General features: G+C 50.1%; 14 protein-coding genes. 1 reads left to right on the top strand and 13 read right to left on the bottom strand.

Going from position 1 to position 15,544, the window contains the following annotated elements; genetic code table 11:
* Positions 1-14: 14 nt before the first annotated feature.
* The 13 genes from RHOM_RS00670 to RHOM_RS00610 all read right to left on the bottom strand — a co-directional run bounded on the left by RHOM_RS00670 (position 15) and on the right by RHOM_RS00610 (position 13,369).
* Complete coding sequence (locus RHOM_RS00670; protein WP_014078350.1) at positions 15-446, bottom strand: flagellar protein FlaG; 432 nt, start codon at positions 444-446, stop codon at positions 15-17.
* Positions 447-536: 90 nt separating this feature from the next.
* A complete protein-coding gene (gene csrA / locus RHOM_RS00665; protein ID WP_014078349.1) occupies positions 537-755 on the bottom strand; it encodes a carbon storage regulator CsrA in 219 nt (72 codons plus the stop codon).
* 3 nt (positions 756-758) lie between these two features.
* On the bottom strand, positions 759-1,220 hold the full coding sequence (fliW, locus tag RHOM_RS00660) for a flagellar assembly protein FliW (RefSeq protein WP_014078348.1): 462 nt from the start codon (positions 1,218-1,220) through the stop codon (positions 759-761).
* 33 nt (positions 1,221-1,253) lie between these two features.
* Positions 1,254-2,825 carry a flagellin N-terminal helical domain-containing protein gene (locus tag RHOM_RS00655; RefSeq protein ID WP_014078347.1) on the bottom strand — a complete coding sequence of 524 codons (1,572 nt, stop codon included), beginning with the start codon at positions 2,823-2,825 and terminating at the stop codon, positions 1,254-1,256.
* 25 nt (positions 2,826-2,850) lie between these two features.
* Entirely contained in the window at positions 2,851-4,692 is a 1,842-nt protein-coding gene (gene flgK, locus RHOM_RS00650) for a flagellar hook-associated protein FlgK (RefSeq protein WP_014078346.1), read from the bottom strand.
* Positions 4,693-4,723: 31 nt separating this feature from the next.
* Positions 4,724-6,541, bottom strand: coding sequence for a flagellar hook-associated protein FlgK (gene flgK / locus RHOM_RS00645; RefSeq protein WP_014078345.1), 1,818 nt, complete (start codon positions 6,539-6,541; stop codon positions 4,724-4,726).
* Positions 6,542-6,566: 25 nt separating this feature from the next.
* The gene (locus RHOM_RS00640) at positions 6,567-7,079 is read right to left on the bottom strand and encodes a flagellar protein FlgN (RefSeq protein WP_242823156.1); all 513 of its coding nucleotides are present in this window, start codon (positions 7,077-7,079) and stop codon (positions 6,567-6,569) included.
* 23 nt (positions 7,080-7,102) lie between these two features.
* Positions 7,103-7,384: a flagellar biosynthesis anti-sigma factor FlgM gene (gene flgM, locus RHOM_RS00635; RefSeq protein ID WP_014078343.1), complete on the bottom strand. Its 282-nt coding sequence runs from the start codon at positions 7,382-7,384 to the stop codon at positions 7,103-7,105.
* A gap of 347 nt (positions 7,385-7,731) precedes the next feature.
* Positions 7,732-8,679, bottom strand: coding sequence for a VanW family protein (locus tag RHOM_RS00630; protein WP_014078341.1), 948 nt, complete (start codon positions 8,677-8,679; stop codon positions 7,732-7,734).
* A gap of 173 nt (positions 8,680-8,852) precedes the next feature.
* Positions 8,853-11,258: a sensor histidine kinase gene (locus RHOM_RS16420; protein ID WP_014078340.1), complete on the bottom strand. Its 2,406-nt coding sequence runs from the start codon at positions 11,256-11,258 to the stop codon at positions 8,853-8,855.
* Positions 11,255-11,950: a response regulator transcription factor gene (locus tag RHOM_RS00620; RefSeq protein ID WP_014078339.1), complete on the bottom strand. Its 696-nt coding sequence runs from the start codon at positions 11,948-11,950 to the stop codon at positions 11,255-11,257. The genes RHOM_RS16420 and RHOM_RS00620 overlap by 4 nt, the downstream gene beginning before the upstream one ends.
* A 242-nt stretch (positions 11,951-12,192) precedes the next feature.
* The gene (locus tag RHOM_RS00615; RefSeq protein ID WP_014078338.1) at positions 12,193-12,957 is read right to left on the bottom strand and encodes an ABC transporter permease; all 765 of its coding nucleotides are present in this window, start codon (positions 12,955-12,957) and stop codon (positions 12,193-12,195) included.
* Entirely contained in the window at positions 12,950-13,369 is a 420-nt protein-coding gene (locus RHOM_RS00610; protein ID WP_014078337.1) for an ATP-binding cassette domain-containing protein, read from the bottom strand. The genes RHOM_RS00615 and RHOM_RS00610 overlap by 8 nt, the downstream gene beginning before the upstream one ends.
* Positions 13,370-13,469: 100 nt before the next feature.
* Between RHOM_RS00610 and RHOM_RS00605 the strand changes: the two genes are divergently transcribed.
* Positions 13,470-14,873: an MATE family efflux transporter gene (locus RHOM_RS00605; RefSeq protein ID WP_014078336.1), complete on the top strand. Its 1,404-nt coding sequence runs from the start codon at positions 13,470-13,472 to the stop codon at positions 14,871-14,873.
* The last annotated feature ends 671 nt before the right edge of the window (positions 14,874-15,544 follow it).

Below are 15,544 nucleotides of genomic sequence, written 5' to 3'. Positions count from 1 at the left end.
CTCACCGTTCCTTTCTATAACTTCTCATCCACAAGGATTCCCGCAATCTCCCATACCTTGGCGATCATGTCCAGTGTCTCCTCCGGCGGATACTCCTTGATGACTTCCTTTGTGGTCTTGTCGATGATCTTGATTGTAACACGGTTCGTCTTGTCGTGAATTCCGAAGATCGCCTCCGAGTTCTTCATCTGTTTGTTCAGATCATTGACCGCTTTTTTTAACTGTGTTCCCTGCTTTGCATCTTTTTCCTGGGACGGATCCTTATCCTCCTGATCCTTCTCTGTAAAAAAGTTCTGCACCGCGGGCTTCTTATCTGCTGTCTGCGACAGCCCTGCCTGTGTGGATGCTTCCGGCTGTACCGCAGTATCCGGCGTTTTTGTGGATGTCGCTGCCGCACTTCCCTGATACGACGCTGCCGCTCCGCTCTTCATACTCTCTATTTCCATCTCTTACCACCTCCGTGTGATACATGGCTCCTCTATGTTCCCGGTTTTCTATGTCTTATATCGGAGAAACTATGGCTTTTATTAACCGCATCAGAAAAGATTCTTCAACGCCTCCATTGCATCTGTTGCGTTCAATGCCGCCTTGTTCTCATTCTGAATCTGGAGGTAAACCTCCTTACGGTATACCGGCACTTCCTTCGGTGCACTGATTCCGATCTTGACCTGATCTCCGCGGATCTCTAACACCGTGATCTCAATATTATTGTTGATGACCAGTGACTCCCCTTTTTTGCGTGTCAATGCCAGCATGCCTTATTCCTCCGCTTTCTTCTTTCCTTTTACTACGTCATAGATCTTATATTTGACAGGATAGTCATCTTCCACAATGATCTGTGCTCCCCTGCGGGTGTCTGTGTTAATGACAATCGGCGCCTTGAGGTTCACCGAGGTATCCTTCGGATCCGGCGCTGCCGTAAGTGTGACGAGCACGTAAGTATTGTCCTCTGTCATCCCGCCGAGCGGACGAAGCATCTCATCGTTCACCATCGGATTGTAATCCGGGCGCACGAGGTTTGGCTGCATGACCGGAAACGCCGTGTGCGGATCGTCCATGGACTGGAACCACATCACGGAACTCTTGTCTTTTTCCTTTTCCTCATCAAATATCAATGCAAAATTCCGGTATTCCGGAAGTCCGATCATTCCATCCTCCAATGTAATGATCTTATCATCCGCAATATCGATTTCCCCAAAAAGTCTTGTGTTTGCTTTCATCGGTTCTCCTCCAGCTTCCCCGTTTGGTGTCTGTTAAATATAATTCAATAATGTTGTCTGATTGATCTTCGCCGCAGCCTGTAAGGATGCCTGATATGCAGTGTACGCCGACGCATAGTCAATAATGATCTCGGACAGATCCCGGTCTTCGTTGGTGGACTTTAATTCCTCCATCGTGGTCTGCTGATTTGCCATACGGTTCTTGGTCAGATCCAGGCTCTGCCCCTTGCTTCCGAGGTCCGTGTTCGCCAGATTAACCTTCTGCAGATAATCGTCAAAATTACCGATGTAGCTGTTATAAAGCTTCTGCAGATTATCGTCCGCGTAATCGCGTTCTTTCTTCGCCGCTGCGATCCAGTCCTCAAGTGCCGCCTGACAGTCATCGGAAGAATACTCCTGCATTTTCTGCATTTTCTCCAGTTCCTCGACTTTATTGTTTGCGTCCTGTGCGAACTTTACCGCCTCGATCATGGCGTCAACGTCTCTTCCAATCGATGCATCAAATACAGCGGATGCCTGTGTATTGACCGTCAGGGTCTGGTTTGCCGCTACGACATAGTTGATATCCTGATAGATTTCCTTGCCGTTTTCAAACTTTATATATTCCACCGGATTTGCCGCATCTGTGATGTTGGTGCAGTTGTAATAATACTCCGGGCGTACCTCGCCTTTGTTAAATCCGGTCTTGGTGTAGTTGACATCCAGGCTTGCCTTGCCGCTCTTGATCGTTGATGACGCATCAGAGCTTAAGATCAGCTCACCGCTCTCCTTAATAAATACCGCTTCACCGTCTGTGATATTGTAGGTGTTGTCCGCAGTCTGGGATGCTTTTGCCCAGTCCTCAAACGTATCGTATACGGTTACCTTCAGTTCGCCGTCCGTCTGTGTCACACCGGCTGCATCTGTGTAGGAATAGCTGAGCGTTCCGGTCGCACCGTTTGCCGACAGCGCATTGCCGTCCTTGTCCGTGATGCTGTCGATCTCGCCGTAGCTTAAACGGATACGGTCGAATGTCGCCTGCTTCGGATTCGAGATGGTGTTGCCTGTCACCTCCGCCGCTGTGGTCGGGAGTGTCACCTCATCGCTGTAGTAGCGGTGCTCTTCCAGGTTCTTATAGGAAAGTCCCTGTGTGATATTGTAAGATGTCGTATTGTCGTCTGTCATAAAGGTCAGCTTCTGATTCGTGCGGTAACCGGTAAAAACGGTACGTCCCGCATAATCTGCATTTCCCTCCGCGTAGACCTGATCCCGCAGCTTCTCTAACTGGGTCAAGATCGTCTTGCGGTCATCTGCGGTAATCTGATCGGATGCTCCGTAAGTACACTGTGTACGGATGTCCGTCAGAATCGTCTTCATATTGGCAAGTGCCGTCTCTGTCACTTTCATCCAGGATTCTGCATCCGGAATATTGTTCTCGTAATACTGGTCAATCTCGCTGAGTGTTGTGCGGAGTCTGAGTGAACGCACCGCAATGACCGGATTCTCGGAAGGTCTCTGAATCTTTTTCTGGGATGTCATCTGATTGTTCAGATTGTTGACATTCACTTTATTTCCATTGATATTGCCCGTCGTATTGTGAAGTATAATGTTATTCGTAATACGCATTTATGATTCCTCCTCATGTCCTTGTCTATACACCGGTCTCAAGGATCAGTCTGTCATAAATCTCTGCCATGACAGATACCATCTTTGAAGAAAGATTGTAGGCATTCTGGAATTTGATCAGATCCATTGCCTCCTCATCTTCATCAACGCCCGAAATCGACATACGCTGCGTGTCAATCGCGCTCGCCACATTCTGGTAATTCTTGCTGAAAATTTCTGACTGCTGGGTGTCCACGGAAATATCTGCAATCATGCATTTTAAGAATCCGTCCGCCGTACCTCCGCGGTAAAGCACCTTGCCGCTCTTTAACGTCGCAAGTTCCTCCACGAGATCGTACGCATCCACGCCACCCTTTCCGTTGATGTCAACGGTTGTCGCCAGCTTGGTCGGATCCTTGACAATCATACTGTTCACACAGATATTTGCTGCTGTCAGCTTGTAATACGTGTCTGAGCCAGATCCGTTGACTGCATTCCCGTTCGCATCTTTGCCGTCGAAGGAAAACTCTTCGCCGGTCACGGTGTCTGTACCGGTGAAAAATGCATATCCGCTGGTGGAATTGCCGTCCAGATCGACACCTTTTTTCAAAATATTGTTGAATTCCGTCGCAAAGCTGCGCAGGAACTGGTTCATCTGACTCATATAATACGGAATACCCATCGCGTCAATCGACGTTCCGACCGATGCCGTGCGTCCGTCTACACGTGCCTGCTCTTCCGCCGTGAGCGCTCTCTTCATATTAAAGGTATAGGAAGTGATGTTGCCGTCCGCATCCTGCTCAAAGGTAAATCCCTCATATGCGTACTCTCTACCGTTGATCGTCAATATGCCTTCCTCCGGCATGCTGACTCCCACAATACTCGTGATGGAAGGATTGGTAATCTGAACCTCGGTGCTGTTTAACACCTTTGCCAGTCCTGAGAAATTCTCGCCGTTATTTCCGTCGCGGATGTCAAACAGCGCTTTTAACGTGCCGGACATCGAGCTTCCGCCCGCATTAAAGGTATTGCCTGTCTTCGACCATTTAATATCATAAAGTCCGGCTGCATCCGTCTGGTTGACCTTATACTCTCTCGCCTTGCACTCGAGCGTCTCGTAATTGTAGGTATCTACAAGCACCTGACCACCGATTTTTACAGTGTAGTAATTGGCACCTGTCGGCTCGTCCGGATGGTTCGTATCCGTGATCGGCACCTCGGAAACCTCGGTCGGCACAATCTCGGACAACTCATCAATCAACAGGGCTCGCTGGTCGCGCAGCTCGTTTGCGTAGCCGCCCTGAATCTCAATGACGTTGATCTGCTTGTTCAATACCGCTATCTTCTCCGCGATCGCGTTAATATTCTGGACCGTGGATTTGATCTCATCATTCGTCCCCTTCTGAATATCGGTCAGTCCTTCTGACACGCTGTTGAAGTAGGTTGCCAGATTCTGTGCGCTTCCGATAAACTGCTGGCGGGTATTGACATCCGATGCATTGTTCTTCAATGTATCCAGTGAATTGAACATCGTGTTCAGGATCGTCGTAAAGCCCTTGGATGAGCTGTCGTCGATAAAATAGTTCTCGATCTGTTGTAAGTAGCTCAATTTTGTCTCATACAGTCCGACCGATGACTGATTGTACCAGTATTTTGTATCGTAATACTGATTTCGGATCTGCTTGACAGATAAGGTCGTAACGCCGCTTCCCACAGCTCCGTACTGCTGGTGCACTAAAAGCGCATCCGATGCCACACGGTTCGACTGCTGTCTGGAATAGCCGGTTGTCTGCACGTTTGCAATATTGTTAGCCGTTGTATTCAGTGCGACCTGATAGGCACTTAAGCCTGATGATGCAATATTTAAACCAAAAAATGTAGATGGCATGTAACACCCTCTCTTTCTATTACGCGCTCAATTATCCAAGCTGGGTCAGCAGATGTTCGATCATCTCATTGACCACATTGATGAAACGGCTGGCTGCATTGTAAGCATTCTGATACTTGATCATGTAGGTCAGCTCCTCATCGGAAGATACGCCGATGACCTGCTGTCTCTGATTGTCCACAGAAGCCACCGTTCCCGTGAGGCTGGTCGCCGTGGAATTGTAGACATTTCCGTAGGTTGCCATCTCACCGATCATATCTTTGTAGTAATCCTTAAAGCTGCAAGCTTTGGTGTCGTTCGGGTTCAGCGTAAGCCGCTCCTCATCCCACACACCGGCCAGCTTTGCTGCCAGTGCATAATCGACATCACCGTTCTGGCATAGATGCGGCAGCAGCGTTTCATCGATCACAAGCGCCTCGTTGACACTTAAGCTCTGCAGTGTGTACTGCTTTGTGGTATCGTTCGGGTCCTCTTCATTGTAAATGTAGATCTCCTTGGTCTCCGTCACCGGGTTGCCGTTGGCGTCCACTTTCGGATTGCCGTTCTCATCTACCGGCTGATAGGTGTAAGTCGCCTTTGTGTACCGCTCTGTTCCGATTCTGGAGAACAGTTCCTGCGGCGGAAGCTGCTTGTCGGAACCGGTCGCGCAGTTGTCTGCATCCAGAATTTTGGTGTTCGCATTTAATGTTACGGTCGAGCCGTCCGCCAGTATCACATCCAGCGTTGTAGCAGCACCGTTCGTAAGATTCTTAATCGTATCTTCCGCAGTCACATTCGGACAAAGCACATCATTTAACGCGGTCACGATGCCGTGGATCATCTGATCCAGCTGTGCCTCTGCCCGCAGCATGACGGACATTCCGGTCGTATCGTTATAGGTATCCTGATCCAGTCCTTCAATATCCGTATAGTTCGCGATATGGTCGCCGCGCGCCAGTACCAGCGCTTTCAGTTCACCCATATCGTTCTTGTTCTCTGTGGAGATATCCCGGCTGCCAAAATCAAATACGTTGACGTATTTTCCCTTGTTCACATCCGAAAGGTAGCCCCAGTACGGTGTGATAAAACCGGTCAGCTTGTCTGTTTTCTTCTCGATATGATAGCAACGGCTCTCATCGATAAACTCCGTGCCCTCAATGCTGACTTTCACAATACCATCGGCTGTCTCGTTGTAGGAAATATCCACGAGGGCGGACAGCTCATCCAGCGCCTGGTCTCTCGCATCGCGCAGGGTCATGGCTGTCTCGATGCCGCCCGCCTCTACTTTCATGATCTGAAGGTTGAGATCCTGGATGGTATCGCCGAGCTTGTTGACCTGATCGATATTGTCGCTGATCTGCGTATTGATGTTGTACTGGTAACTCTGTAATCCCGAATAAACCGCATTCGCGCGGCTCACGAACAGCTGTGCCTTCTGGACAACCAGATTCTGGCTCACGCTGTCATCCGGCGTCTTGTACAATTCCTGAAAAGAGGTCCAGAAATCTTCCAGTGCATCCTGGAAAGCCTGTCCCTCCATCTCCTGAAAATAAGTCTCGACCTCGTTGGTCGCCTCATAAGTTGCCGCATAGAATGCCTGCCGTCCCGACTCCGTGCGGTAAGAGCGATCCAGAAATACGTCTCTGGAATGAATCACATCACCGATGTAAACACCCAGACCGGACTGCTGCTTGCTGACTGCCGTCGTCTCATTAAAGGTTACATAGTTGCGGTCGGTAAACAGTACCTGCTGACGTACATATCCCGTGGTATCTACGTTTGCAAGGTTATTTGCCGTTGTATTTAATGCGTTCTGGCTGCTCTGCAAGCCGGACACGCCGATAAACAATGTTCCAAAACCATTTGCCATGGTATCTTCCTCCGTGCTGCTCTATCTACTGCTTCGCGTCAAATCCGCTGCCGCCAAGCAGGTCTCCTGTATTATAGGCGTTTTTATTGTAATTAGCGGTCTCCGGCGCCTGCCGCATGCTCTTTAGCAGCGTAAGGTCAAATTCCACCATCTCCATCGCCTGCTTTAAAAGGGCCTCGTTCTGATGGTTCAATGTCTGCATCTTCGTTCCCACTTCTAAAAGTCTGTCCCGGCGCTCCGCAAGCATCTGCTGCTCTCTGGGCTGGTTCTCCAGATAACCGATCATACGGTTGATCGTCATCTGCTCCGGCTTTTTCCCGAGAACCGTCGCCATGTCATTAAGCACCTGCGTGCGCTTGTTCGACAGGTTTAACAGGGTGCTCGCCGCCTCCTGCTCCTTCTCCGTCACCTCGCCAAGCTTCGCAATGTCCGCTTTGATAATCGCCTGGCTCTTCACATCCGCGAGATCAATCAGCGTCAGATATTCCGTTTCTTCTTTTTCCAGAACTCCCAGAAGTTCTTCCATTAAACTAGCCACAATCTGCCCTCATTTCTCTTATCCTACAGCATAAAGGAACGATATTTCTCCAGAAGCTTCTCTGCAAAAGCCTCGTTGCTCACATCGTAAGTGCCGGATTTCACCTTTGCGGAGAGCGCCGCCACCTTGTCCTCTCTGATGTCAGAAGTCTCGGCTACTGCCTGCTTTGCGATCTGATAATCATATCCTATGGAAGAGATCTCAACCTGATCCCGGCTCTTCTCAGTCTTTGCTGCTGCGGATGCCCCGGCTGCTCTGTTTGTCTTATAAATCTGTGCCACGCTGTTATACGCTTCTACTCGCATAATGGCATCTCCTTTCTATTCTGTAACGCAAAAATAACTTTTCTAGTCAATATATCGGATGATTTGGTTTTTTCCTTAGTGATAATTTTTATGAGATAAAAAGATTTCGTCTTATTTTCATCATTGACGGCACCAAAACAAGGGCATTGATCTGCCCTCAGAGTCATTCTTAAGGCGCAGATGCAATCCCCTGCAAAATAATGTATATGAATCCATTCATTTGAATACAAGCACCTGCTTACCCGCAGATACCATTACTGTGCAAAAACAATTTCACTGTGCATCAGCCAATTCGCTGTATAAAAACCGTTTCACTGTGTATCAGCCAATTCACTGCGCAATGGCAATCACTGCAATACGAGTGTCACGGTCAGTGTTCCGCCATTCGCTGATGCCTGAATCAGCAGCGGCTGTGAAAATGTATTCGTAAACTTCAGATCCAGATAGCTGCCTGCAATCGTCGCGTCAAGTCCCGCCGGAAGATAGTCTACCGGAAGGGAATGTGCATGGCGCTCCGTTGCCGGAAGTCCCGCATATACCATCGCCGCATACAGTGTGGACGATACCTGGCACACACCGCCGCCGGTGCCGGTGCCCTTTTTGCCGCTCACATAGATCGGAGCCGTCACATATCCGTTCGCAGATGTGCGCGGTAAGATGGTATTGCTGAAAGAAAAGCTGCCGCCCGGCTGTACCACCGTGCCGTTAATGCGCTGTGCCGCAAGCGCCACGTTTGTTGCGCGCGGAATATTGTCAACATAAGAAGTCGTACAGGTACCGATCACCGTGCCGGATGCCTGCTGCGTGCTCTGTGCCGGTGCACTGCTCTGCGCTGTCCCATTGTTCTGTGTCCCAGTCTGGCTGTCCGTCTGCTGCGCCTGGCTGTCTGCCTGCTGTACTGCCACCACCGGCTGTCCGTCCGCGCTGCCGTTTCTGCCCTCGGCTTTTCCATATGCCACATAATGTCTGCAGTAAGCCGCCATGTCGCTGCCGAACGCCGCCTGCAGATCCTCATAACGCTGTCTGTATGCCTGCGGATTAAATTCCGCGCTGGCATTGCGGCCTTCCTTCACGCCAAAGCTGATGAAATGGTTCAGAAGCGCATCTGCATTATTTCCATAGGCTGCCGCCACATCCGGATACGCCGCACTGTAATAGGATGCGTCAAACACCGCACGGTACGCCGCGCGATCCGCCTGCCCTGCCTGTGCCTGTACCGGATGCATCACCATAAGCATCACGCCAGACAGCACACACAACATTCCTAATAACCATTCCTTTTTCACAGCTCTCATAACTCTTCCTCCGAACGTAACCACAGTTTCCTCACAGACCGCCTTCCTTCTGTCTTTCTCCTGTGTGCATTCTTTCCGTTTCCTGCGGTTCTGTCTTTTTTTGCATTGTAACAGAGGGTTTATCAAAAAACAAGCAAAGTTTTCAGAAAGTGTCAGAAAAATTGCATTTGTATCTATTTTCCGCTTTTATCTTCATCAAGTGGTTCTTTTTCTTCCTCCATTTGTGCAAATCCAAGCACAACCTTAAAGAGATCGCCGTCCACATAGAGCATAAAGCTGCCGCCCATCAGTTCCATCAGGCTCTTTGCAATGGAGATACCGAGTCCGCTTCCCTCGGTATTGCGCGATTCGTCCCCGCGGACAAAACGCTCCATAAGTTCCTCACTGGATATGTTGAGCGGGTAGCGCGACGTATTCCGGAAAATGAGTTCCACCTGCCCGCCATTCTCCCGCAGATCCACGTATACCCGCGTGCCCGGCTGTGCATATTTGCAGATATTGTTCATCAGGTTGTCAATCACGCGCCAGAAATGTCTGCCGTCCGCCATCACATACACCGGCGTCTCCGGCTTCTGGATCAGCAGCGTCAGATCTGCGGCGTTCAGTTTGTCCTCGAATTCTCCGACGATCTGCACCACAGAGACGCCCGCCTCGAGTTTTTCCAGATGCACGGCGAGATTGCCCGTGGAAGCTTTCGACGCCTCGATCAGATCCTCAATCAGCTTTTTCAGCCGGTTTGACTGACGCTCTAACACTTCCAGATACCCCTCTGCCGTCTCATTGGAAAGCTCCTCTTTTTCCAGAAGATCCACATAATTGATGATGGAAGTAAGCGGCGTCTTAATATCGTGCGAGACGTTCGTGATGAGTTCCGTCTTAAACCGCTCACTCTTCACGCTCTCGGCAACCGCCTTTGCCATACCCGTCTGGATGCTGTTGAGGTGCTCGCCGTGTTCCTTTAAATCCCGGTACATGTGCGTCGTATCGACCGGGTGCTCCATATCGCCCTCCGCAAGGCGTTCGCCTCCCTCTGCGAGACGCTTCATCTGTAAAACTCCCCAGAAGATGCATGCAAACTCTACGACTTTTACAAACCGCCAGCCCGCTCCCATGCTGCTTCCTGTATGAAGCGTGCCGGCAAGCGCTTCCGCCATCATGGCAATGCCAAAAACAAGCACCGCCCTTAGGAAAAGAGGCAGATTCCGGGTCACCGCGCCGCAAAGCCTGCCGATCACGCCAAGCGCCATGTAGACGACGGTATTTTTCCACCATGCCCCGGCTTTCACGCGCGCAGCAAAGGTCAGCAGCGACAGAAGCGCAATCCACCCTCCCGCTATGAGGCAAAACAAAACCCCGACAAGCATCGGCACTGCAGCATTTCTGCCGTTGACAGCTTCCATCAGGATCAGAAACAGAAATCCCTCCGCCACCAGCGCAAATCCGAGATACACATCAAGCGGCATGCCATCCAGCCAGGTAAGCGTAATCCCGTCCTCTCCCGCGTGATGCCCCGCCGACCGCACCAGCCACACCAGGCAGAATACGGCAAGCACAAATGCCGCCGCCAGAATCGGGAAAATGGCATAGCGGACGCCATACATCAGCGCCGTAAGCGTCGTCACCTGCACAAACAAATCGTCACTCCAGCCAAGCGGCACATTCTCCGGAAGAATCGTGACTACCCAGTATTTCCGGTGCAGTGATTCCGCCGTGTAGTTCATCTGCAGCATGCCGTCAGTAAGCTGGTACGTTGTCCTGGCATCGCTTCCCTTTTGCTCCAGATCAGAGTTCCCGATTACAGTGACCGGTATTCCCACAAGCTCACCGCAGGTGACTCCGTCCAGAATCACACTGTTCGTCCAGTCGACCGTCTGAAATCCCGTGTTTTCGCTCAGACTGTCTGCATCGTCGAATGTCACATAGGTCCCGCTGTACGCATGGAGATCCAGATATTTTCCTACATCTGCGTCATACGTGTAATCATAGCCTGTCGCCAGATCCGGCGACAGCATCAGAATGCTCACATGTTTTACCGGGATGTATGCGTCCGGCGTTTCATAATAAAATATGCCGTCATCCGCATTGTAACACCGCTTCTCAATCTCCACCTGCGCAGCGTAATCTCCGCCATCCGTGTAGAGGCTGTACCCGCCCCACAGCGTCATGCTGTAATCGTAGCGTGTCACCTCATTGATGTCATAGCTTTTGCAGTACAGCTTATCCCTTGTGACCTTCTCATCAAAATTGCGCTCCACATAAGTGTACGATTCGTTGAGATCTACGGAATCAATATTTTCCGCTTCAATGATTCCATAGCGGAAATACGTGTCATTCCACCGATTATTTTCCGGTTTTGCACCATTTTCCATGTTCACACTGTAATCCAGCGACCGGATGGCATACTGATCTGCAACACTCTGATAACTCTTTGTAAGGAACTGCTCGCGCGACATCTCATACACGCCCGCCTGATCCATAAGCAACACGCCGGCAGCCCCTGTGAAAAATACCACCGCACCGAGCGTGATGCCGACCCACGCTGCCGCTTTTGCTCCCACACTGTCTTTTCTGTTTCTCACACTGTTTCCTCCATTTTATAGCCCCGTCCCCACACGACTTTCAAGTAGCGCGGCTCCGCCGGGTTATACTCCACCTTTTCCCGCAAATGCCTTATATGTACCGCGACCGTATTCTCCGTGCCGTAGGGATTGTCCCGCCACACCTGCTCATAGATCTGGTTCGGCGAAAATACTTCCCCCGGGTGTTCCATCAAAAGTTTTAAAATATCGTATTCCGTGCGCGTGAGCGATACCGGCTCCCCGTCGAGCGTGACCTCCTTTGTGCGGTCGCACAGTTCAATCCCGCCGATGGCAAGCACATCCCGTTCCTGCTTCATACTGCCACCAAGCTGCATATAGCGCCGCAGCTGTGATTTTACCCGCGCCTGCAGTTCCACCGGGTTAAAAGGTTTCGTCACATAATCGTCTGCTCCCACCGTCAGTCCCAGAATCTTATCGGTGTCCTCGCTCTTCGCCGTCAAAAGGATGACCGGCACGTTGCTTTTCTCACGGATCTTCACCATGGCAGAGATACCGTTCATCTCCGGCATCATGATGTCCATGAGCACGAGATGGATTTCTTCCTTATTTAATATATCTACGGCTTCCCTTCCGTTGTATGCCGTAAATACCTGATAGCCGTCCGCCGTCAGATAGATTTCCAGAGCCGACACGATGTCCTTTTCATCGTCACACACCAGTATGTTGTACATTTTCTCCCCTTTTCCGCGTAAACTCCCCGCAAGCCGCGCCGCACATGCCGCCTGCCGCTATTTGACGCTTTTTGATTCTGATTTTATTGTAGCGGAATGTTTATGAAGTTAAAAGAAGTGAATTCATTAAGATTTGATGAAGAAAGGAAAAAGACAGTAGGGCGTCTTTCCTCCTGTCTTTTTTATATCTACATTTAATTATAAGGTTCTATTCTGCATTTAAGCCATTTCCTGACCGTCCACTAATAGAACAGCAGATTTCCCCGCTTCTTTGCCTGCTTTAGCATCACATCAAAGAACACGCTTCCTATCACCAGCCACACCAGCGCCACGATACACAATCCCGGCAGCATGCCTGTATATTCACCGCCAACCGCGATCTGACGCAATATTTCGTTACATCTGGTCAGCGGAATGTAATGCGTAATCTTTAATATGGCATCACTGGTCGGCACGGTATCCGTCACAAAAAGAAGCGCGGTCTGTATCAGAAATACGATCGTTCCCGTCCGCTTAAAGTAAATTGCGATACCTGCCACAATCAGACCTATGCCGTACATTCCGAGGGATTCTAATAGAATCGGCACCAGAAACGCCGGATGAAAAGAAAATTCAATCCCCCACACGAACTTTGAAATGATGACAACAATCACAATCGTAATCGTCTCAAGCAGTACCGAGGAGACATATAATCCTCCAAACAGATACTGTAACGGATATTTCGAGGATACCTTCTTGTACAAGGTTCCGTGTGTCAGCTCGCTCTGCAGCGATCCCGCGACATTGGAAATTGCCGAGATCGCATAGATCCAGGCAACATATCCCAAAAGCACCAGTTCCTTGTAATTTCCATAATGATAGGTTTGTGCGTAAGAATTTCCGGAATCCGTCACCATAAATACCGTAAACAAAGCGAAATAGACCAATAAGTCGGAAATCATCCCAAACCGGTAACGGATCGACCGCAGAAAATCCATTTTTATCTCATACCAGAACATTCTAAACATCTGCCCGCTCCTCCCCATGATACAGTTTCTTATAAATCTGCCCGATTTCTTCCTCTCTTCCATTCTCCACGACTTCTGCAAAGCGCCCGTCCTTTAGGAAAATAAGCGTATCTGCGACATCCGATGCAAATGAGAAATCATGCGCAATGACAATGATACTTCTGCCATCACGGACACTGCGTATGGTATCCGCAACCAGCTTTCGGTTATCAATATCCAGTCCGTCCGTCGCCTCGTCAATAATCACGCATTTTGCGCCTGTCACAACCGCAGACATCAGCGATACGATGCGCTTCTGCCCGTACGAGAGCGTTTCGACCAGTTTATTTTTCACCGTCTCATAGATTGGGAATTTCTCTTTTCCCCGGTCAATCGCGGCATCCGCCGTACTTTTTCTTGACTTTTCGGACATTTGATTCTAATATCTTCCTGCATGCTTTGATATATGATAGAAGAAACTCTTTTTTCAGGGATTTTTCGTGTGAAATAGAGAATACAAAAGAGGTGCCAATGTGAAAATCAGGAGAAAACATCCGGTCAGAGTCAATCATCTCGGGAGCGATCCCATCCCACAGCTGGTGCGCCGGCTTGCCCTTCCGGCAATGCTCGCCCAGTTTGTCAATGTACTCTACAGCATTATCGACCGCATGTATATCGGAAATATTGCAAACGTCGGGGACATTGCGCTCGCGGGCGTGGGAATCTGCGGACCGATCGTGACGATGATCTCCGCGTTTGCCGCCTGGATCGGGAACGGTGGAGCGCCGTTACTCTCCATCAAATCCGGTGAACAGAATAAGGAGGGCGCTTCCGCCATCCTCGCCAACTGCTTTGTGCTTCTGATCGGCATGGCAGTCTGCCTGACCATCGGAGCGTATCTGTGCAAGGACGCCCTGCTAGTATGGTTCGGCGCGACGGAGCGCATTTTTCCCTACGCAGAAACCTACATGCGCATTTACCTGATCGGAACCGTCTTCGCCGTGCTTTCGCTCGGGCTGAACCAGTTCATCATCTGTCAGGGATTTTCCAATCTGGGCATGGTCTCCGTCATCATCGGCGCCGTTTTAAATATTCTGCTCGACCCGCTCTTTATCTTCGCCCTGCACATGGGTGTGCGCGGAGCAGCTGTCGCCACCGTGCTCTCACAGGCTGTTTCCTGCGCATTTTCGCTGTACATTCTGTTCCGCGGTCCCGTGCCGGTGAAAATCACGTTCCGCGGTTACTCCCTCCCGGTATGCCGCGATGTCCTCACGCTGGGACTGACGCCGTTTTTGATCATCCTGTTCGACAATGTGTTGATCATCGTCCAGAATGTCATGTTGAAAAATTACGGCGGCGCCGACAGCGACATGCTCTTAACCTGCAACACGATTGTGCAGAGCTTCATGCTGATTATCACGATGCCGCTCGGTGGAATCTCCGGCGGGACACAGTCGGTGCTCGGCTACAACTACGGCGCCGGCGACACCGCCCGCATCCGCCTTGCCGAGAAGCATATTTTAAAGACGGCACTGCTTTTCTGCACCATCATGTTCGTTTTTGCCCAGTGGGATGTCAGTGCAGGCATTTTCGTCGGATTATTTACGCAAAATGCCGCTTACAGATCTATGACGGTGCATTTTATCCACATCTACACGCTCTCCGTCATACCGCTTGCCGTACAATATGCGCTCGTTGACGGGCTGACCGGCATGAGCCTCGTGTGTGCCTCGCTGCCGCTTTCCTTCTTCCGCAAAGGGATCTACATCGCGCTGGCAGTCTTTTTGCCGATTCGCTTTGGCGCACCGGCGATGTTCTATGCCGAGCCGCTCTCCGATGTCGTTGCTGCCGTCGTCACGACGATCGTCTTTGTGACCGTCGTCCCCGGACTCCTCCGCAAAAGAGAGGCGCTCCTCGGCAAACACATAGAAAAATAAAAAGGAACGCCTGTCAGAAAATGGAACTGTCGCAATAAGCATAGCGTACTTTGCTCTGATAAGTAATATTATAAGAAATAGATACTTAAAAGTTCCAGATAAACATGCGGCGGCAAATTCTGACCGCAAAATCCGGTATTTCTAACCATGCCGCAGCTGGCATCCGTGATGATCCGTGTCTTTCCAAGTTTGGAACACTCCACGGACTGTGTCCGCAAGCCAGCAGACAATTTTAGGACTTTTGTGTGTGTCCCTAGCGGCACCAGACAACAGGTGGCATAAATGCCACCTTTATGTCGAACAAAACATAACCGCGCGAAGCCGATGTTTGAATTGCCATCTGCCATATTTTTAATAGCAGATGGCAACGAGTTTCGGTTCGCGCGGTTTTATATTGTCTGTGAAGAGGTGCCATTAGGGACACCAGAAAGTCCGCTCATTGTCTGCGGCTTGTCGGACACACTCCGTGAGTGTCCAAACGTGGCCAAGACACGGAATGGGATGCCAGCCACGGCATGGAAGAAATACGTGAATTTTGCTTCAAAGAATTTCCCGCCGTCTGTTTATTCTGGAACTTTTTTGTTCTCTGGTATTCTAATAATATTACTTATCACCCCAAAGAGGTCTATGCTTATTGCGGCAGTTCCAGATTCCGATAGCGTTCCATTTAT

Source organism: Roseburia hominis A2-183 (genome assembly GCF_000225345.1).
Lineage (GTDB): Bacteria > Bacillota > Clostridia > Lachnospirales > Lachnospiraceae > Roseburia > Roseburia hominis.
Note: the sequence above shows the minus strand (reverse complement) of the source record. Positions and strands in the feature narration are given on the sequence as shown.

Bases quoted from the DNA above. Each gene is read 5' to 3' on its own strand.
- RHOM_RS00670 (WP_014078350.1), bottom strand. From the start codon at position 446: ATGGAAATAGAGAGTATGAAGAGCGGAGCGGCAGCGTCGTATCAGGGA.
- csrA (WP_014078349.1), bottom strand. From the start codon at position 755: ATGCTGGCATTGACACGCAAAAAAGGGGAGTCACTGGTCATCAACAAT.
- fliW (WP_014078348.1), bottom strand. From the start codon at position 1,220: ATGAAAGCAAACACAAGACTTTTTGGGGAAATCGATATTGCGGATGAT.
- RHOM_RS00655 (WP_014078347.1), bottom strand. From the start codon at position 2,825: ATGCGTATTACGAATAACATTATACTTCACAATACGACGGGCAATATC.
- flgK (WP_014078346.1), bottom strand. From the start codon at position 4,692: ATGCCATCTACATTTTTTGGTTTAAATATTGCATCATCAGGCTTAAGT.
- flgK (WP_014078345.1), bottom strand. From the start codon at position 6,541: ATGGCAAATGGTTTTGGAACATTGTTTATCGGCGTGTCCGGCTTGCAG.
- flgM (WP_014078343.1), bottom strand. From the start codon at position 7,384: ATGCGAGTAGAAGCGTATAACAGCGTGGCACAGATTTATAAGACAAAC.
- RHOM_RS00630 (WP_014078341.1), bottom strand. From the start codon at position 8,679: ATGAGAGCTGTGAAAAAGGAATGGTTATTAGGAATGTTGTGTGTGCTG.
- RHOM_RS00620 (WP_014078339.1), bottom strand. From the start codon at position 11,950: ATGTACAACATACTGGTGTGTGACGATGAAAAGGACATCGTGTCGGCT.
- RHOM_RS00615 (WP_014078338.1), bottom strand. From the start codon at position 12,957: ATGTTTAGAATGTTCTGGTATGAGATAAAAATGGATTTTCTGCGGTCG.
- RHOM_RS00610 (WP_014078337.1), bottom strand. From the start codon at position 13,369: ATGTCCGAAAAGTCAAGAAAAAGTACGGCGGATGCCGCGATTGACCGG.